The organism is Sporolactobacillus terrae DSM 11697, assembly GCF_000648615.1.
Lineage (GTDB): Bacteria > Bacillota > Bacilli > Bacillales > Sporolactobacillaceae > Sporolactobacillus > Sporolactobacillus terrae.
The window spans coordinates 42450-63152 of sequence record NZ_JFZC01000004.1; the positions used below are offsets into that span (position 1 = coordinate 42450).

At 44.0% G+C, this 20703-nt stretch carries 16 protein-coding genes and 1 other RNA gene; 14 read left to right on the plus strand and 3 right to left on the minus strand.

What is annotated here, in order from left to right:
• The first annotated feature begins 96 nt into the window (after positions 1-96).
• The 10 genes from AA84_RS0100210 (at position 97) to parC (ending at position 13560) form a co-directional block, all read left to right on the plus strand.
• Complete coding sequence (locus tag AA84_RS0100210; RefSeq protein WP_028975541.1) at positions 97-759, plus strand: HAD family hydrolase; 663 nt, start codon at positions 97-99, stop codon at positions 757-759.
• Between the two features lie 267 nt (positions 760-1026).
• A complete protein-coding gene (locus AA84_RS0100215; protein ID WP_037562535.1) occupies positions 1027-3297 on the plus strand; it encodes a DEAD/DEAH box helicase in 2271 nt (756 codons plus the stop codon).
• Positions 3288-4571 (plus strand): ribonuclease H-like domain-containing protein, encoded by a 1284-nt coding sequence (locus AA84_RS0100220; RefSeq protein WP_028975543.1) that lies wholly within the window; start codon positions 3288-3290, stop codon positions 4569-4571. The genes AA84_RS0100215 and AA84_RS0100220 overlap by 10 nt, the downstream gene beginning before the upstream one ends.
• A 140-nt stretch (positions 4572-4711) precedes the next feature.
• Positions 4712-5293 (plus strand): SLOG family protein, encoded by a 582-nt coding sequence (locus AA84_RS0100225; RefSeq protein ID WP_037562537.1) that lies wholly within the window; start codon positions 4712-4714, stop codon positions 5291-5293.
• A 155-nt stretch (positions 5294-5448) separates the two neighbouring features.
• The gene (gene gpsB, locus AA84_RS0100230; RefSeq protein ID WP_028975545.1) at positions 5449-5760 is read left to right on the plus strand and encodes a cell division regulator GpsB; all 312 of its coding nucleotides are present in this window, start codon (positions 5449-5451) and stop codon (positions 5758-5760) included.
• Positions 5761-5829: 69 nt separating this feature from the next.
• Positions 5830-6218, plus strand: an RNA gene (rnpB, locus tag AA84_RS18480) — RNase P RNA component class B.
• A 91-nt stretch (positions 6219-6309) separates the two neighbouring features.
• Positions 6310-7446, plus strand: coding sequence for a THUMP domain-containing class I SAM-dependent RNA methyltransferase (locus AA84_RS0100235; protein ID WP_028975546.1), 1137 nt, complete (start codon positions 6310-6312; stop codon positions 7444-7446).
• A gap of 106 nt (positions 7447-7552) precedes the next feature.
• Complete coding sequence (locus tag AA84_RS0100240; protein ID WP_028975547.1) at positions 7553-9064, plus strand: carboxypeptidase M32; 1512 nt, start codon at positions 7553-7555, stop codon at positions 9062-9064.
• Between the two features lie 99 nt (positions 9065-9163).
• Complete coding sequence (gene parE, locus AA84_RS0100245) at positions 9164-11122, plus strand: DNA topoisomerase IV subunit B (protein ID WP_028975548.1); 1959 nt, start codon at positions 9164-9166, stop codon at positions 11120-11122.
• A gap of 2 nt (positions 11123-11124) precedes the next feature.
• Positions 11125-13560: a DNA topoisomerase IV subunit A gene (parC, locus tag AA84_RS0100250; protein WP_028975549.1), complete on the plus strand. Its 2436-nt coding sequence runs from the start codon at positions 11125-11127 to the stop codon at positions 13558-13560.
• On the opposite strand, the gene AA84_RS16715 is transcribed toward parC, so the two are convergent.
• Complete coding sequence (locus AA84_RS16715) at positions 13557-14054, minus strand: hypothetical protein (protein ID WP_051575149.1); 498 nt, start codon at positions 14052-14054, stop codon at positions 13557-13559. The genes parC and AA84_RS16715 overlap by 4 nt on opposite strands.
• On the minus strand, positions 14051-14533 hold the full coding sequence (locus tag AA84_RS0100260; RefSeq protein WP_128166719.1) for a hypothetical protein: 483 nt from the start codon (positions 14531-14533) through the stop codon (positions 14051-14053). Before AA84_RS0100260 ends, AA84_RS16715 begins: the two co-directional genes overlap by 4 nt.
• A gap of 205 nt (positions 14534-14738) precedes the next feature.
• Here AA84_RS0100260 and AA84_RS0100265 point away from each other — a divergent pair, with 205 nt between their 5' ends.
• The 3 genes from AA84_RS0100265 (at position 14739) to AA84_RS16725 (ending at position 17988) form a co-directional block, all read left to right on the plus strand.
• On the plus strand, positions 14739-15743 hold the full coding sequence (locus AA84_RS0100265; RefSeq protein WP_028975551.1) for an NAD(P)/FAD-dependent oxidoreductase: 1005 nt from the start codon (positions 14739-14741) through the stop codon (positions 15741-15743).
• Between the two features lie 117 nt (positions 15744-15860).
• Entirely contained in the window at positions 15861-16760 is a 900-nt protein-coding gene (locus AA84_RS16720) for a GNAT family N-acetyltransferase (protein WP_051577711.1), read from the plus strand.
• Positions 16738-17988, plus strand: coding sequence for a class I SAM-dependent methyltransferase (locus AA84_RS16725; RefSeq protein WP_081791683.1), 1251 nt, complete (start codon positions 16738-16740; stop codon positions 17986-17988). The genes AA84_RS16720 and AA84_RS16725 overlap by 23 nt, the downstream gene beginning before the upstream one ends.
• 116 nt (positions 17989-18104) lie before the next feature.
• Here AA84_RS16725 and AA84_RS0100280 read toward each other — a convergent pair whose 3' ends face one another.
• A complete protein-coding gene (locus tag AA84_RS0100280; RefSeq protein WP_128166721.1) occupies positions 18105-19586 on the minus strand; it encodes a sugar porter family MFS transporter in 1482 nt (493 codons plus the stop codon).
• Positions 19587-19792: 206 nt separating this feature from the next.
• On the opposite strand from AA84_RS0100280, the gene AA84_RS0100285 reads away from it, so the two are divergent.
• On the plus strand, positions 19793-20236 hold the full coding sequence (locus AA84_RS0100285) for a MarR family winged helix-turn-helix transcriptional regulator (RefSeq protein WP_010024159.1): 444 nt from the start codon (positions 19793-19795) through the stop codon (positions 20234-20236).
• Positions 20237-20703: the final 467 nt, after the last annotated feature.

Below are 20703 nucleotides of genomic sequence, written 5' to 3' on the forward strand. Positions count from 1 at the left end.
CAGTTGACTTCAAAACACTTTGACAAATGTTTCCGTTTGATAGGATACTAGTCTTAGTTAGATGTTTTGCAAACTTGAACTTGGAGGCATGTTTTCATGCGACTGCACAATGTACTTTTTGATTTCGACGGAACGCTGGCAAATACGCTTCCGCTCACCGTCCATGCAATGAAAAAAGTTTTCAAAAGATTTGACAGCAGAACCGTCACAACAGACGAAGTCATCGCGATGTTTGGCCCGCCGGAAGAAAAGATGATTTCGATGAATCTCACCAATCAGGCAGACGTTGCCGAAGCTGTTGAATTCTACTTCGTTATCTACGAAAAGCAACATGACGCATATGTGGAAAAGAATCCGGAAATTTTCAAACTGTTGCATCTGTTGCGTGACCGCAACATCAACATTGGTTTAATTACAGGGAAAGCAAGAAGGTCTTATCTCATTTCCGAGAAGAAACTCGGGTTTGGCGGCAAGTTCGACAGTATTATTACCGGAGACGACGTCAGTGCTGCAAAGCCGGATCCTGAAGGCATCAATCGGACGCTCAAAAAATTTGACGCGCTGCCGGAAGAATCCATCTATATTGGCGATGCGAACGGGGATACGTTGGCCGGTAAAGCCGCAGGCATTCATACCGCTGCCGTACAATGGCTGGAAATGGCACAGTCCAGTGAATTTCCGGCGAAACCAGAATTCTATTGGACAAAAGTCGAGCAATTTATCGCTATGCTGGATAATAAATTGAGTGACCGGCCATAAAATCAGGACATCAGGAGAAAGGTGTAAAATCTGCTTTGATCCAGTGAACTGCCATGAGGCCATGTACGGTTTTATCAAATAGAACACGATTCGTTGAGTATCGTTCCGCACGCTAGATTGAGCAGTGCGGGACATTTTCATTTTTAGGCACACTTCATGAACCAACCGACCTCGCGGACAGCAAATCAAAATGGCGAACATTCATTCGTTATGCTATACTATTGAACAAAAGAACGTCAGAAGCATTGAGATTTAGAGGTGACACAATTGATCGGAAAACAAACCATCGAGGACCTTCTTCATCGATTGAAAAACGATCAGAATACAGTGCATTGGCAAACGATACCGGGGCGAGAAGCACATACCGCACCGTTTCCAGACGATTTGGACGAGCATCTTAAAGATGCTTTGCGTCGACGCGGGATCCATTCGCTCTATACCCACCAGGCGGAGGCCTATAACTCGGCGATGATGGGTGCAGACCTCGTCCTTGTCACGCCGACCGCCTCTGGAAAGACCTTGTGCTATAATCTGCCGGTTCTCCAGACTATGATTGAACAGCCGGAGAGCCGAGCACTTTATTTCTTTCCGACAAAAGCATTGGCTCAGGATCAAAAGAATGAGATGGCTGACCTCATTGATGCGGTCGGACTGCCAATCAAGAGCCATACTTATGATGGCGATACTGCCGGATCGATCCGGCAAAAAATTCGCCAAGCCGGTCAAATTGTGATGACCAACCCGGATATGCTGCATGCCTCTATTTTACCGCACCACACAAAATGGGTCTCTTTATTTGAAAATCTGCGCTTCGTTGTGATTGATGAGCTTCACACCTATCGCGGCGTATTTGGCAGTCATGTAGCTAATGTCATTCGCAGACTGAAGCGTATTTGCCACTATTACGGCAGCAATCCTCAATTTATTTGTACGTCGGCGACGATTGCCAATCCGCGGGCACATGCAGAAGCGCTGACCGGACGCAAAATGTTGCTTATCGACCGCAATGGGGCTCCAAGCGTAAAGAAACACTTCCTAATCTACAATCCTCCGGTTACCAATAAGCAGCTTAATGTGCGCGAGGATGAAACGCATTCCGTGGTTCGGCTTGCAGGTGAATTTTTAAAGAATAAAATACAGACCATTGTCTTTGCAAAAAGCCGGTTAAAGGTTGAACTTCTTGTCAGTCACCTCCAGAAAATAAATCGTGGCAGACAAGATCGTGCGACAATCCGAGCATATCGCGGCGGCTATTTGCCGCTTGAACGCAGGGGCATTGAAAAAGGACTGCGTCAAGGTGAAATCATGGGCGTCGTGACTACCAATGCATTAGAGCTTGGGGTTGATATCGGTCAGCTTCAAGTTTGTATTCTCACCGGATACCCTGGAAATATGGCAAGTGTCTGGCAACAAGCAGGAAGAGCGGGCAGAAGAGCGGAAGACGCGGTGATTATCATGGTTACCTCATCGAATCCGCTTGACCAGTACATGGCAAATCATGCAGACTATTTTTTCGCACGAAAACCCGAGAGTGTGCGGATTAATCCGGATAACATTATGATTCTGATGGAGCATATTAAGTGTGCCGCTTATGAACTTCCTTTCAAAAAAGGCGAGCAGTTTGGAAGCGAACAGGTAGATGAACTTTGTGACTACTTGACCGATGAAGATTTGCTGCACTATCAACGTGGCAAGTGGTATTGGATGAGCGATGGGTTCCCGGCAAATAACGTCAACTTAAGATCAGCTGCTCAGGATTCGTTTGCTATTATTGATGTCACCGATCGAGGCCATGCAAAAGTAATCGGTGAAGAAGACCGCTTTGGTGCCATGACCATGCTGTATGAAGATGCAATTTACATTCATCAAGGCACGCAGTATCACGTGGATGAACTGGATTTGAATGAACGGAAGGCCTACGTGCGAAAAGTGAATGTAAATTACTATACGGATTCAGACCTTGCCGTCCAGCTCGATGTACTGGCAATGGATAAGCATGCAGCCTTTGACAATGCGCATATTGAAAAGGGCTACGGTGATGTTTCCGTACGTGCTTTACCGACTGTATTTAAAAAAATTCGTTTTGAAACCTATGAAAATATCGGATGGGGAAAGATCCATCTTCCAGAACTGGAAATGCATACCAATGCTGCGTGGATCAGTTTTGATTCGATCTATTTGGATCAATTCGGAAAAGATGTGTTTCAAGGGGCTTTGGTTGGTCTGAGCCATTTGCTTCGCCATGTGGCACCGCTTTTCGTGCTGTGTGATCAAAATGATCTCTCGGTTGTTCCGAAGATCAAAGCACCGCATAATGAGAAACCATCGGTATTTATCTATGATAAATACCCTGGCGGTGTCGGATTAAGTGAAAACCTGTATCAGCTGATGCCGAGACTGCTCGAAAAAGCAAGCGATATGGCGCAAACCTGCCCTTGTGAATCCGGTTGTCCGTCTTGCATTGGGTTTGTTAATGAGGGGAGAGCGGCAAAACAAGCATTGATTCGGCTGCTAAAGGAACGATCAACGTGTCACTAGCACAAAAGTTAAAACTCTATCGAAAACAATTGCATGAGCAGAACCGTGCAGCCCAGGAATCATCGCTGAATCGGCAACAACAGGATCCGACGCTAAATGACGAGCGACAGAACCAAGCGATCCGACGCGCGGCTACAGCACTTGCTGCTGATTTGCGAACGTTTGAGGATCAATACGTCCTTGTTCATTCCGAACGCTTGCCCTTAGCAACACGAATCGGTCCGTACGCATTAGGCGACTTATGGCAAACGGTTGCTTCATGGCAAGCGTTTGGTGCGGCGCATCCGTTATCAGCGAAAGGATTACATGCAGGAGATCTGCTTTTTTTCGATACCGAAACCACTGGATTAGGTTCAGGTTCCGGGCAAATGATTTTTTTAATTGGCCTCGCCCGAATGACGGATCATTTTCTCGAATTAAAACAATATTTTTTACCCGGGCCGGGTCACGAGGCCGCTTTCTATGATTCTTTTTTAAGGGACTGCACATCTTTAAAGCATTTGGTGACGTTTAACGGCAAGGCGTTTGACTGGCCAAGAGTAAAGACACGCCATCAATTTGTTCGCGATCAAGTGCCGAAACTGCCGGCATTTGGTCATTTTGATCTTCTGCATGCGTCCCGCCGCCTTTGGAAAAATCGATTAGAGTCGGTACGGCTTCAATCCATTGAATCGAAACTATTATCAATGAACAGAGAAAACGATGTGCCGGGAAAATTGGCTCCCTTTCTTTACTTCCAGTTTCTGAAGCATCCTGAGCCGGGCTTAGTTAAGGGGATCATTGAGCATAATCGAGAAGATGTGCTCACTTTGGTCAGTCTTTATATCCATCTCTCAAATAAAATACTTGGCAAGGCGGCGGTTGACCCAGAAGAAAACTATGAAATAGCACGTTGGTTTGAACAGATTGGCGATCACGTGCATGCCCAGACCATTTGGAAAACACTCATTCAAAAGGATTCTGCTTTCCAGATACCGGCAAAGGCACGACTTGCAGCATGTTTAAAGCGAAAAGGGGACTATAGGCAGTCTCTGATGCTTTTTGAATCGGTTATTGCTGCAGGAGGGGATGAGGGCGGACTGATTTCCATTGAGGCCGCCAAATTATTGGAACATCGCTTTCATGATTATTCGCGGGCAATTCAGTATACAAAGTCGGCAATGATTCAGATCGGTCATCAGCAGAATGATGAAAAGATGTATCAATATAAAAAGGCGGCCTGCTTGAAAAGGCTCAATCGCTTAAATCGGAAACACGCTAAGAAATTTTCTTGAAGAAATACGACTATTGCCCGGGCAAGCGCAGATATTGCCCGGAATCGCCATAACTCGTCATGTTCTGCCTAATCAATCAGCATCGATTCGACAATTTGCCTGCTTTCTCGCGTAATATAAAAAAACAGGGGGGAAATGATTTGACTGAAGAGGGAAAAGCGATCCTTGTCACCGGCTACAAAGCACATGAACTCGGTATATACTCAGCAGATCATCAAGGGATCTCCGTGATCCGTTACGCATTAAAGAAAAGCATGCGCGAATTTGCTGATCAGGGTGCACAATGGTTTGTCATCAGCGGACAAACGGGTGTTGAACTGTGGGCTGGACGCGTATGTATCGAATTAAGAGACGAAGAGAAGCTGAATGTGCACTTAGCCGTTCTTGTTCCTTTTTTAAATCAAGAAGAGCATTATAAGGAGTGGCAGCAGGAGCTTTATACCGATGTACTGGGTCAGGCGGATTATACAGGGGCGATCAGCAACCGCCCCTATGAGAATCCCGCGCAGCTCCGCCTGAAAAATGATTTTCTCGTAGCAAAGACAGAAGCGATGCTGATTGTTTATGATGAAGAAGCCCCCGGCACGCCAAAATATTATTTAGCTGCGGCCAAAAGAAAGAAACGAAATCATGACTATCCAATTCAAAGCATTAATCGTTACGATCTGGACTTTGCTGCTGAGGATCTGCAGCAGCAGAACCCGAATTACTGGACGCAATGACAAACCATTGCATGCATCACCATCTTTTGAAACCCAAACACTAAAACGCACGTAAATACCGAGCTGACAGGAAAACAGTACTGAATAGAACATTGACACCATAGATTAAATTTGAAAAAATAAGACGAGAGATCATTAGTTTGGAGTGGACCAGCATGGCGGAGCAAAAAACGATTCGATTAACCAAAAACGATATTCTTCACAAAGAATTCAAATCAGGGTTTCATGGCTACCAACAAGATGAAGTTGACCAATTTCTTGACATCATCATTAGCGATTACGATGTATTCAATGCAGAAATTAAGCGTTTGCGCGAAGAAAATAAACGATTAAAAAATCAAGTTACGGAAGGGGAGGAACAAAGAGTTTCGAAACCATTGGAAAACCAAGGCCTAACGAATTATGATATTCTGAAGCGGTTGTCTAATCTCGAAAAACATGTTTTCGGGAATCGTCTTGGCGAATAAATAAATATGTTAAATATGGGTTGCATCTTTAGTGAAATGAGATTATAATATCTACTTGTGACATTATTTATGTTCGGGTAATCGCTGTATTCCTTGTGAATATAGAGGAAAGTCCATGCTCGCACGGTCTGTGATGACCGTAGTGTTCGTGCCTGGCGAAGTCATAAGCCAGGGTAGTTCGGAGTGATCTGGACTAACGGCGGGAGAGAGACCTGTGTTCCTTTTGGAATATGGTTTGCCATCCCATAAAGTGCCATAGTGACGATGTCTTTTGGAAACAAAAGAAGTGGAACGCGGTAAACCCCTCGAGCGGGAAACTCAAACTTGGTAGAGGACCCCTTTGGAAGGAACCAAACGGAAAAAGGGACAGATGATTCTGTAGATAGATGATTACCGCTTTTGTACGAGAAGCCGTTTGCTTCGTTTGAGTGCGAGAGTACAGAACATGGCTTACAGAACATGGATAATGCATTTATATTAAAGAAAAAAGCCCTAAAATGGGCTTTTTTTTGCTATTTATGGCAATTAACCTGAGAAGGGATTCTATTAATGACACAAAAATTGACGCTCATTGCCACAACTGCAATGGGACTTGAAGCTGTTGCAGCTCGTGAATTAAACGATTTAGGCTATAATGATCTGAAGGTTGAAAATGGTAAGATCATCTTTTCAGGCGACCCGATTGATCTTTGCAGAAGCAATCTATGGTTGCGGACGGTAGACCGAATCCGCCTTCGCGTTGGCTATTTTAAAGCAGTCACTTTTGACAGCTTATTCGAACAAACTAAAGCATTGCCTTGGGCCGATTTGCTTCCTGAGCAGGCACAATTTCCAGTAACCGGGAAATCACATAAATCGGTTTTGCACAGCGTTCCCGATTGCCAAGCGATTGTCAAAAAAGCAATTGTTGAATCCTTGAAACAACACTATCATAAAGAATGGTTTCAAGAAGACGGACCGATGTATAAGATACAGGTTGCCTTGGATAAAGATCAGGTCACGCTCTCAATCGATACATCCGGTGATGGCTTGCATCGGCGCGGATATAGACGCCTGCATAACGAAGCGCCTCTGAAGGAAACATTAGCAAGTGCCATGATTTTATTAAGCCGCTGGACGCCTGATCAGCCGTTCGTCGATCCTTTTTGCGGCTCAGGAACGCTCCCAATCGAAGCGGCTATGATTGGACAGAATATAGCGCCTGGATTTAATCGTTCGTTTGTTTCGGAATCATGGCCGATTATTGATTCAATGTGTTGGACGCGCGCTCGTGATGAAGTCGAAAGTAAAGCAAACTATGATCAACCGTTAATGATTACGGGCAGTGATATTGACCACAATATGATTGAATTATCAGAACATAATGCACAAGAAGCTGGATTTAGCGGATTGATCACCTTTAAACAGATGCAGGTTGCTGATTTTACCACGAAAAGCAAATACGGATGTATGCTTGGAAACCCGCCGTATGGTGAACGAATGGGCAGTGAGCAGCAAATTAGAGACATATGCCGTTCCTTGGGCCTTTTGTTTAAAACAAACAAAACTTGGTCGTTTTATTTTATTTCTTCCTACGCGCAATTTGAATCCGATTTTGGGCGTCCGGCCAGCAAAAAAAGAAAGCTCTATAATGGACGTATTCGTACCGATTTCTATCAATATTTTGGGAAAAAGTATTCGGACTAACCGCTCAAAACGTAAGCTTCTTCAGAAAACAAGAAGGACATTGCCTATAAAAAAGAGAATGATTGGATAAAATCCACATTTATGACAAAGAAAAGGGACGGTTATCATGACAACAGATGAAGTGGTCGCTTCATACACTCACTATGTAAAAAAGATCATGGATTTTAATGAATCCATTGCGTTGGCAGAATGGGATCTACGCACGGGTGCGCCGAAAAAAGGCGTGAAGCAAAGAGCAGAGGTCATTGGAACACTTTCAGAAGAAGTGTTCAAGCGATCGACATCAGATGAAATGAAAGGATACATAGATGCGCTCACTGATCCAACGATACAGGGTCAACTGAATTCGGTTACCAAGAAAATGATTGAAAAGTCGCAAAAAGAATATGATCATTATGTGTCGATTCCGGCTGAAGAATATAAAGCATATGTCATACTCCAATCTGAAGCACAAAGCGTGTGGCAAGAAGCAAAAGCGAAAAGCGATTTCTCCCTGTTGCAACCGTATCTTGAAAAAATGGTTGACTATAAACGACAATTTATTGAGTATTGGGGGATTCATCACAACAAATACGATGCATTGCTTGATTTGTACGAACCAGGCCTGACCGTCAAAACAATCGATCAGGTCTTTGAATCGCTGCGAAACGGGCTCGTTCCCCTCGTAGAAGCGGTTGTCGCCTCGGGCAGTCAGCCTAAAAAGGAGTTTTTAGCGCAGCCTTTTCCGGTTGATCGTCAAAAGAAACTCTGCCTACACTTATTAAAGGAGATCGGCTATGATTTTAATGCCGGACGTCTTGATGAGACAGAGCATCCTTTTGAGCTGACGCTAAATCCTGGAGATGTACGCGTCACCACCAATTATCAAGAACATGACTTTATTTCTACGATTCTGGGTACGATCCATGAAGGTGGTCATGCCTTGTATGAACAGCATATCTCACGCGAACTGGTGGGCACACCACTTTGCGAAGGAACATCCATGGGCATCCATGAATCGCAGTCTCTGTTCTTCGAGAATTTTATTGGACGCAGCAGAGCCTTCTGGTCCGATCATTATGACGAATTGAAACGCTATGCAGAGGGTCAATTGAGCTGTGTTTCATTGAATGATTTTTATCGTGCAATTAACGCATCTCATCCGTCACTCATTCGTACTTTAGCAGATGAACTAACCTATCCGCTTCATATTATGGTACGCTATGATCTTGAAAAGGCACTTTTTAATAGTGATTTACAGGTTAAAGATCTTCCTGGAGTATGGAATGAAAAAATGAATGAATATCTTGGAATTACCCCAAAAAATGATCGCGAAGGAGTGCTCCAAGATATTCATTGGCCAGGCGGCGATTTTGGCTATTTCCCATCCTATGCATTGGGCTACGTCTATGCTGCTCAGTTTAAACATGCAATGCTCAAGGATATCCCCGACTTTGAAGATCGTCTGCAGTCGGGAAAGCTGCATGAAATCACCCATTGGCTCAGTACGCATATTCATCAGTATGGCAGCTTAAAAAAACCACTTGAGCTCTTACAAGAGGCGACCGGGGAAGGTCCGAATCCCGAATATCTGCTTCATTATCTAACGGAAAAATACAGTGAAATTTATCATCTTTGATGCATCGATGTTCATGATAGGAACTATGACATGGATGCCGTCGGTTGTTGATGCACGTCCTGCCGAAAGAATGGCAGGATCAAGAAAGGGGTTCTTTATTTGACTAAAAATGTTTCGGCCTATGATGACGATACCATTCAAATACTTGAAGGACTAGAAGCAGTACGCAAACGACCGGGGATGTATATCGGTTCAACCGATTCCAGGGGACTGCACCATCTCGTTTATGAAATCGTTGATAATGCAGTTGACGAAGCGCTTGCAGGTTACGGTCATGAAATTCGCGTACGCCTGCACAAGGATGGCAGTGTTGGTGTACGCGATTTTGGTCGCGGGATGCCGACGGGGATGCACCGCACAGGAAAACCAACGGTCGAGGTTATTTTTACGGTACTCCATGCCGGTGGGAAATTCGGCCAAAATGGTGGTTATAAAACAAGCGGGGGACTTCATGGTGTCGGTTCATCCGTTGTCAACGCACTGTCTGAGTGGCTTGAAGTAACGATTTGGCGCGATGGAAAGGTGTTCAAACAGCGCTTTGAACACGGTGGCCATCCGGTAACGACTTTGGAACAAATCGGCACCACCCGAGAAACCGGTTCACTGATTCGCTTTAAACCGGATGCTGCACTTTTTAGCACAACAAACTTTCAGTTCGATATTCTGAGTGAACGGTTGCGCGAATCCGCCTTCTTACTTAAAGGAATGAAGATCGTTCTGACCGATGAACGCAGTGATGAAGAAGAAGTCTTTCATTTTGAAGAAGGCATTAAAGAATTTGTAGCTTACTTGAACGAAGACAAGGATGTTTTGCACCCCGTTGTTGCCTTTGAAGGTGAAGCAAATGAGATTGAGGTCGAGGTTGCCTTCCAGTTTAATGACGGCTATTCAGAAAATCTGATTTCCTTCGTAAACAACGTACGGACAAAGGATGGCGGCACGCATGAATCCGGTTTCAGAACGGCTTTAACTCGCGCATTTAACGACTATGCGCGCAAAGCCGGCATTTTGAAGGAAAAAGACAAGAATTTGGAAGGTAACGATATTCGCGAAGGCTTTATGGGAATTGTATCAATCCGAGTTCCAGAACATTTGCTTCAATTTGAAGGACAAACGAAAGGAAAACTAGGAACAAGCGAAGCACGTTCTGCCGTCGACACAGTCGTTTCAGAGCAGCTTGCCTACTATCTTGAAGAGAACCCGCAATCGAGTGAGAACCTGATTCGTAAAGCGCTGCGTGCGAGACAAGCGCGTTTAGCTGCGCGTAAGGCACGCGATGATGCGCGAAGCGGCAAAAAATCAAAGCGAAAAGAATCGATGCTCAGTGGTAAACTGACACCGGCATCTTCTAAAAATGCTGATCGTAATGAATTGTATCTTGTCGAAGGAGATTCGGCCGGCGGCTCTGCAAAACAGGGACGTGACCGTAAGTTTCAAGCGGTGCTGCCGCTTCGCGGAAAGGTCATTAACACGCAGAAAGCACGGCTTGAAGAGATTATGAAGAATGAAGAAATTAATACCATCATTCATGCAATTGGTGCCGGCGTCGGTTCTGACTTTTCAATCAAAGACAGCAATTATAATAAAATCATCATCATGACCGATGCCGATAACGACGGCGCGCATATTCAAGTGCTGCTGCTGACTTTCTTCTATCGCTACATGAAACCGCTGATTGATAACGGCAAAATCTATATTGCACTGCCCCCGCTTTATAAAGTAAGCAAAGGCATTGGCAAGAAAGAGACCGTTGAGTATGCGTGGGATGATCGTGGTCTTAAAGAAGCGATTCAAAAGATTGGTAAAGGGTATACGATTCAACGCTATAAGGGCTTAGGCGAGATGAATGCCGATCAATTATGGGAAACGACGATGAATCCTGAAACGCGAACTTTGATCCAAGTGGGTATTGAAGATCAGGCATACGCGGAACGGCGCGTGACCACGCTCATGGGCGATAAAGTTGAGCCACGCCGAAAGTGGATCGAATCACATGTCGCATTCGGTCTTGATGATGATGCGAGTGACGGACTAACCGCCGTGAAAGGTGCTGAATAATTATGGCAAATAATGAAAAACTGCTAAATCGAACGCTCGAAGAGGTCATGGGTGATCGATTTGGCATATACAGCAAATACATTATTCAAGAACGCGCGCTTCCAGACGTGAGGGACGGCCTGAAGCCTGTACAGCGACGCATTCTCTATGCAATGCTCCGAGACGGAAACACAAGTGACAAACCGTTCCGCAAATCGGCAAAAACAGTGGGTAATGTGATCGGTAATTATCACCCGCATGGCGACTCTTCTGTGTATGAAGCAATGGTACGGATGAGTCAGGACTGGAAAGTACGGATGCCGCTGATTGAGATGCACGGAAACAACGGTAGTCTCGACGGCGATCCGCCCGCAGCGATGCGCTATACGGAAGCAAGGCTGTCAAAAATTTCCGCAGAACTTCTGCGTGATATTGATGCCAAAACCGTCGATTATATTCTCAACTTTGATGATACGACCGAAGAGCCGACCGTATTTCCGTCGAAATTTCCTAATTTGCTGGTCAACGGGTCTACGGGTATATCTGCCGGATATGCGACGGAAATCCCGCCGCATTGTCTGTCTGAAATTATTGATGCGACCGTTCACCTGATGGAACATTCAGAAGCTACGGTTGATGATTTGATGCATTTTGTCAAAGGTCCGGATTTTCCAACTGGCGGCATCGTTCAGGGGCTTGAAGGTATTAAGAAGGCTTATCGTACCGGCAAGGGTAAAATTGTACTTCGCGGCCGCACGAAGATCGAGACTCTGCGTACCGGACGAAAACAGATCATCATCACGGAACTCCCCTATGAGGTCAATAAAGCGCTGCTGGTGAAGAAAATGGATGAGCTTCGTCTTGACCATAAGGTCGAAGGCGTTTCTGAAGTTAGGGATGAGACGGATCGCAGCGGTATGCGTGTCATTATTGAACTGAAAAAAGACGCAGATCCCAATGGAATTCTTAATTACTATTTTAAAAATACAGATCTACAGATCACCTATAATTTCAATATGGTCGCTATTGACCGAAAAACACCGCGTCAACTTGGACTTAAAGATATACTTCAGGCCTATATTGCGCATCAGAAAGAAGTTGTTACAAGAAGATCGAAGTACGAGCTCCAAAAGAGCATTGATCGTCAACATATTGTTCACGGTCTTATTAAAGCAATTTCCATTTTGGATGATGTCATTCGAGTGATCCGAAGCTCTAAAGACAAAAAGAATGCTAAACAAAATCTTTCCGAATCATTCGGCTTCACAGAGGCTCAGGCGGAGGCAATTGTCAATTTGCAGCTATACCGTTTGACTAACACGGATATCGTGACGCTGCAGAAAGAAGAACATCAGCTTGACTTGACCATTGCTCGCCTTAAGGGAATTCTTGGTTCTGAAAAGAAATTGATTGCTGTAATAAGAAAAGAATTGCTGGCTGTTCGTGATCAGTTTGCCGATCCAAGGCGAACAACGATAGAAGCGGAAATTGAAGAAATTAAAATCGATCTTGAGGTTATGGTTGCCTCAGAGGAAGTTATGGTTGCTTTAAGCAAACATGGCTATGTAAAAAGATCAAGCCTTCGCTCCTACGCGGCCAGCGGCAATGATTCCGTTGCGATGAAAGAGACCGACCATACACTTTTCCAACAGCAGATGAATACGACCGATACGTTACTGGTCTTTACGGATAAAGGGCGCTATGTTTACCTGCCGGTTCACGAAATCCAAGATCGGCGCTGGAAAGAACTCGGCCAGCATCTTGCCAGTATTGTTCCAATTGAACCGGATGAATTAATTATTTCAGCAGTCCCTGTCAAGGATTTTACAGAAACAACGCGCTATATGACTTTCTTTACCAAGAACGGAATGGTAAAGAGAACGAAGCTTAGCGCATATCACGCGCAGCGACGTTCAAAACCGTTAACAGCATTAAAGCTTAAGAAAAATGATACCTGTCTGAGCGCATTGGCGACAAGCGGAACTTCAGATTTAGTGTTAGTCACCCACAACGGCTATTGTCTGCGCTTTAAAGAAGAGGATGCTGGAGAGGTCGGTACACGTGCCTCCGGTGTAAAAGCAGTACAGTTAAAACCAGAGGATTATGTTGCGGGCGCCAGATCGCTAATTAAAGAGGCTTCCTCGAACGTTGTGATTGTGACGGATCGAGGAGCTGTAAAACAAATGGCACTTGAAGAACAAGTTGAGTGCACTGGTCGGCCGAGACGCGGCGTTCAAGTGCTGCGTGAACTAAAGACAAAGCCCCATCATATCGTTGGATTTGAGCGTGTGCAGCCCAAGGACAAGCTAACCCTTTTCACGAATAAGGGGAAACTGTTCACCGTGTCTGCAGCAGAAATACGCTTGTCCGACCGTTACAGCAATGGGTCCTTCATTTTGGATCAAGAAGAGGACGGAATGGTTTCCGAGGTGTGGAAAGAGGTAGCTTCGGAAGATTAAAGAAGCTCATTTTTCTTGCGTACAAAGAATGTATGGTACATCAGCGTAATCGATATGACGATGAGATAGATGGGCAGTGAGTAGAACATTTGGTATCCGTTTTTATACTGGTAGACGTTTGCGTGCCAAGCGAGCGCTTCAGAAGCGATGGCAATCAACGTCCATACAATAATAAAGAAGAAATATGTGGTTCGATTTTTTGGGATTTCGGTGTAAGCATAAATCAACAGATAGGTGTACGGACCAAACATAACAAAGGAAAACAGGTCCCAAAGGTCGAAAAACGGTGTATCGTTAATATCATAGTAATCGAATGGATTCACACATAACGTTGTGTCAAAAAAACAACTCCAATACGAACTGATCAGCAGCATGGTGATGATTTGTCGTTTGGTAAAGCGTTGGGGAAGAGCGAGCATCAGTAAATAGGCACCTGTCCCTGCTATAAAGATGAAAAGCTCATTACTGCTGGACTGTATCAGGCTTGAAATCATTGCGAACTCCTTTGGTGAATCGACCGTTTTTTATTACCCTTTGTGAAAAGCGATAGTGCAACTAAAACAAACAGATAATAGCAGCTAAAATAGGTGGTCAATCCACTAATACCGATGGATTTGAAGGTTGTATGGACGGGATCAATGCGACAAAAGAGCAGAAAAATGACATAGCTTCCCAAACAGCTCAAGAGTTTTTCCCACAGCTGTCCGGATTTCCAAAGATTCAACGCAACCAAGGTCAGCATTGGAAAGGTGATATTTCGATTCATATGGAAAGCGACTGCATCCTGCATCGGAAAGTCGCGGTAAGTTGGGCTGAAATACAATTCACCTGCTGAATATATCATCGACAGCATGATTGTCAATGAACTTAAAAGAAACAAAAATAAGAACGTTTCACGATCTAGCCGTTTAGGCATCATCATAAATCCATTTATAATGATCCAATCGAAGCAAATTACAATAGCTACAGCCATTTTGGTCTCGCCTTTCATGTACAAAAGTTGATTCCTATTTACCGTTCATTCATTGATTAGATTGCGCCTTTTAGCAGTAAATCATTCGTCAGTGTACTGCTAAATTAACTTTTTGGATGTGCCGTTTTATTGGAATTGATAATAAATTTCAATTAGAATGTACATGACCGAATGAGACCGTACAGAGGATATTGGAGGGATAGTTTTGGTACAGAATCAGGAATTATTTGATATAACAATTATCGGTGGCGGGCCGACTGGACTTTTTACTGCTTTTTACGCAGGCATGCGGCAAATGAAAGTAAAAATCATTGAAAGCCTGCCTCAGCTTGGCGGACAGTTGAGTACCTTGTATCCGGAAAAAGAGATTTTTGATGTTGCCGGATTTCCAAAAATTAAAGCAAAAGATTTGGTCGCCAATTTGATCATACAGGCGAATCAGTTCAAACCAGACATTGTATTGGATGAAAAAATTGAAGCGCTTGTACCGGATGAAAACGGTGTGATTGAACTTAAAGCGGCTTCCGGCCGTAAGCATCGGACAAAAACAGTCATTATTACAGCGGGAGTCGGCGCTTTTGCGCCAAGGCCGCTGTCGGTCGATCAAGAGGTTTCATCGTATAAGAACATTCACTATTTCATTCAGGATGTATCTGTTTTTAAGGACAAGCGTGTCGTCATCTTAGGAGGCGGAGATTCAGCGGTTGACTGGGCTAATACATTAGCGCCGGTTGCAAAGGAAGTCACGATCGTGCATCGCCGTGATCAATTCCGTGCACATGAAATCAGCGTAGAAGCTATGAAAAAGGCGTCGGTGAAAATTAAAACACCTTTTGTAGCCAAATCCGTAGAAGGCACGGGCGATCAAATCACACAATTGACGATTCAAAGGGTGAAAGGTGAAACGGAAGAGAAGATACCGCTTGATGATCTGATCGTTAATTACGGTTTTGTTTCTGCACTTGGTCCGATTAAAAATTGGGGTCTTGAGCTCGAAAAGAATGCGATCGTTGTGAATACAAAGATGGAAACGACAATTAAAGGTGTCTATGCGGCCGGGGATGTTGCTAGCTATCCTGGAAAAGTAAAGCTGATTGCAACTGGTTTTGGTGAAGCGCCGACCGCTGTAAATAATGCAAAACACTATATTGATCCCGATTCACGCACACAACCGATGCACAGTTCGAGTGCCGGAGATCTTTTTTCATAATAAACAATAACAATGAAGGCGTGTCTCAAAAGTCTGCGTTTGACTGCGAGACACTTTTTTATACATACGCGAGATCTCGCTTATATAAACTAGATCATCAATGATTGGAGACTCCTGATGATTATTCGCTCCGTAAATGTAATGAATTATCGATTAAAGGAAGAAATTCATACGCTCGAAAAGCGCTGCACGCAGGCAGATCACGTTGCCTACTTGACTGATTTAGATGATTCGCTTAATGTTCATAAAGAGATGAATCATACGTTTCTTTGTTACGAGGACAAGAGGCTGATCGCTTTTAGCCATTTGTTTGTGCCCACCGATGCAGAAGCTGAACTATATGCACAGACAGATCCTGAATTCCGCAGGCAGGGCTATTTTTCAGCACTGTTGAAACGAACATTGGAAGAGGTGAAACGCTTTCATATTCCGGATCTTCTTTTGGTCGTTCAACCTGGAAAAATCGGCACTTCGATTCTTGATCATCTAGGCGCTTCTTATGATTTTTCAGAGTATATCATGTCGCTAGATCGCGCAACCTACCATCCGCCCAAAACAGATCAGCGGCTGGAAATCAAGCAACAGACGTTACGAGAGTTGGAGCGGCTCATTGAGATCAGTATCTCAAGCTTTGGCGATGATCGTGAAGAAGCGCGGAAGCTTATCGAGATGGCTTTGCTTGCACCTCATCGGGAAGGCTATATGGCAGTGTTTAAGAAGCAAATTGTCGGAATCTGTTACACGCGTTTCGATGAAGGTGAAGCTTTTCTGTTCGGACTGGGCATTGACTCGGCTTTTCAAGGAAAGGGATTGGGGAAAACATTTCTTGTCCATTTGTTAGACAGATTATTTTCTAGAGCTGTGCATACGGTGAGGCTTGAAGTTGACTCCAGAAATCGAGCTGCGCTGAACATCTATCAAGATGTGGGGTTTGCTCCGACAGACACCGTTAATTATTACCGCATGCACGTCAAAGAAACAGAGGCGATGATTTATGACCGAGAGCGTAAGGAATAATGATGATCAATGGCTGCCTGCCATCATTAACGCGTGGCAGCTTGTCAAAAAAGAAGGAATTGCAGCAACGATTGAAGGGGCGGCTGCCTTGCGTCTCCATGGATGTGCGATCAGTCCCGGACCATGGATCGAAATTTCCGTTCAGTGGGACGCGATTGAAACATTCTTTAAGAACGGTTCGCTCAATCAAAAGAGCATACTCAATAAATTTAAACGAATTTGCTTTTTTACCTTTAAGCTTGATGATTATTATGTTAAAATCATCGGGTATTTAGGAACGGTTGTGCGAACAGATCCTGACCGGATGTCCATTTCTATAGGTACAGAACAAATAGCCGTTAAATCATTAAGTTCCTTTTTGCGTTGTACGGATCCGGATGACACGTGTCGAAAAGCCGCCAAAAGCTATATGCAGAAATTGCAGGCACAAGACGCAGACCGTAACGGACAAGCCTGGAATGATGAAGCATATCGGGCGTGGATTAATCGATTTGGTACACCGGAAGAAGCGGCTGCTAAGATAAAACGTGATCCGATTGGACGATTAGGCAGCCTTGCGGACTATCTAACGGATTGCAACGATCAGTGCGTGATCAATTTACTCGGCTCTCATGCTGGAAAAGCACTTGCTCTCAGCTTACTTGGTGCAAATGTGACCGTTGTCGATATCTCGGCAGAAAATGCCGCCTACGCTGGAAAGACTGCTGAAGCACTTGGCGTCTCGTTAAACTATATTGTTTCTGATGTTTTGAAGCTTCCAATCGCTGAACATAAAGGCCGTTATGACAAAGTGTTCATGGAACTTGGTATTTTGCATTATTTCATTGACCTTGAACCACTTGCTGATCTGATCGAGCAACTTTTAAAGCCCGGAGGAACTTTCATTATTCAGGAGTTTCATCCAGTCTCGACAAAACTCGTAACGACTCGTGGCAAGCGGCAAATTGTATTCGGCAATTATTTCGATCAGTCTCTTCATACGCGATCTGTTGCGTTTACGAAGCATCTTGATCCGTCACATCAGTGTAAAGCGCATGAAGAACGAACGGTCTACTTGAGAGAATGGACACTTGGCGAGATTGTCACAACGTTCGCACAAGCAGGCTTAATTGTAAGCCGTTTGGATGAGCAGCCGAATATGAAAATTAACGATATTGGACTGCCAAAATTATTTACGCTTGTTTGCGTGAAACCGGGCGGGACGAAACAGATACAGAGAAAATGCTGATCGCAAAGGGTAGCAGGGTGAACTTGCTAGGGATGATGTAGGACGAACTGCATCAATCCTAGCAAACACAAAGAAAGAGCAGCAAAAAGCTGCTCTTTCCAATAGAACGGTTTATTTCATAACCTTAGCTTACTGTTTTGATCGCCGACTGCAATTTTACGTCCTTTATTGCGGAAATAGATCTCCAACGCTTCAAGCGATTTTCCTCTCGTTTCCGGTAAAGCGAGTTTGACGAAAAGAAGGGCAGCAATACCGCATAGGAAGAAAAGAAAGAATGTGGCTGAAAGACCGATAAATTCTTGAATGACCGGGAACAATAGGCTGATCATGAAGTTGGTTATCCAAAGACAAAAAACAGATACACCCATACCAAGCCCACGAAGACGCTGTGGGAAGATTTCCGACAGCATCAGCCAAGTAACCGGAGAAATGGTCGATTGTTGAAAAGCCAGAAACATGACGGTCATGCTGAGCACTAAATAGGGTAATAGAGCTGTTCCGTTCAAAGTCATTGAAAATATACTGATCATAAGTAACGCAAAAGAAGTACCTGCGAAGCCAATCATGAGCATGGGACGATGATTCACCTTGTCAAGCAGCCAAATTCCCAAAAATACGGCAAGCACGGAAATGATCCCATTCGCAACATTTGCGATCAGCGCGACATTTGTGCTAAATCCTGAATCTTTTAGAATTTGTGTACCATAGTACATAATTGAATTAACGCCTGTCACTTGCTGAATGACCGATAAGCCGATACCAAGAAAAACAATTCTTCTGATCCAAGGAATAGCCAAATCTTTAAATGACGCTTTAGAAAGCTTCTGTTCGGTATGAACCGCTTTTTTAATTGAGGTGAGTTCCAGCTTCGCTCGTTTCGGATGTCGAATTTTCATTAAAACACGCCATGCGCTTTTAAATTTTCCTTTAGAAGCGTACCATCTGGGACTTTCGGGAACGAAGAACATGCCAATCCATAGAACAATTGCTGGAAGCGTAGCAAGTACAAGCATAAAACGCCAAATATGGGAAACGCCTCCAGAATAGTTTGCAAGTACAGCATTAAACGTGTAGGCAAGGAGCTGTCCGGTAACAATCATCAGCTCGTTTTGAGTAACCATTCTGCCGCGGAGTTCAACTGGAGAAACCTCTGCAAGAAATGCAGGTACGGTAACGGAAGCTCCTCCAACCGCCAATCCAAGTAAAAAGCGGAAGAAGATCATGACTTGAGCATTTTGAGCAAATGAGCAACCGATTGTGGTCACCAGAAATACAAAGGCAAGATACATGATGACTCTTTTTCTTCCTTTGCTGTCTGCTAATTTTCCGGTGAATACAGCTCCAAATGCGGCGCCTAATATTAATGAACTCGCAACGAGTCCTTCCAAGAACGCACTTAAATTTAATTGATCGGGTCTGGCCATATAGGGAAGGGCACCATTGATCACGCCTGTGTCGTACCCGAAAAGAAGGCCACCGAATGAAGAAATGAGAGTAATCGTTTTCAAATATCTTTTGGGATGATTTGTAGTACTGCTCTGTTGCTGACGATGATCCAACCTCGCGGGATCGTTTGACGATTCTAAAGGTTTATTCATACTACTAATAACAAATCTCCTCCTTAGAGTAAAAAGCAGCAAGGAAACCTTGCTTGTTCATGCATACAGATCAATTTGTTGGAATTAACCCGCGATCAGTCAAGTTTGACCAACGAAGCGAAAATCCAACTCTTTTACTCTGTGTTTATCAGGGGCATTTTAAGTTTAGCATTAAACCGATATTAAGTCAAAAAAGGTGAAATAAATTGAAAATAAGGACAACAGGAAATTCAACAGAAAACCTTTCGGAAACCGCAATCCAACTGTGGTTTCAGCTGTCTCGTGCCTATCATGTTCAATTAAAAAGTTACAGTCAATTTCTAAAAAAATGGAACTTTACGATTTCTCAACTCGAACTGCTTGTTAAAGTTGGGGGAAATGAACATGTCTCGCAAAAGCAGCTCGCTGAAATGATGTTTTTCACAAAAGGAAACATTACGCAGCTCATTATAAAGATGGAAAAAGAAGGCTATTTGAACCGCGAACAAAACTGGAAGACAAAGTACATCCTGTTAACACAAAAGGGCAGAGCGGTGTATGAACAAATGATTCCTGAGCAGAGACAATTTTTCTTGAAGCGGTTTAAAGGATTATCGATCAAAGAACAAAAACAGTTCCTTCAGTTATTGAAAAAATTAGACAATCAGTAATTGTCGATGATTGACCGCATATAACATAAGTTTCGTTTTAAATAAACGTTTGTTTAATTGCTGTGTTCGCTTTATAAGCATCTGAGCGCAGCCTTTTTACAGCGATTTACATAATTCTGTCGATCAGCTTTAAAGAAACCAATGGGATCGATCCGGATAATAATGAGGGCAATCGGCCCAGTCTCAAGCAATTTATGACTAAAAACTGAGCTGAGATAAAAAGCATCCGTCTTGTCCTGTAGAAGACGATCTGTCAGCGTCTCTTTTGCAGGATAAGAAAGTATACGTTTTTCCCCGTCTTCAAACCAATAGACCCGTGTCTTGGCCGAGAATCCAAAGCGGAGGTACTCTGGCGCCAGCGGCAAGCAAGTACCCACAGCGACGATTCAGCACCGCGAAGACACGAGCCCATCACATATGGCTGGAGATTAACGACCAGGTGCTCTTTGCCGGTTTTTCTTATTATT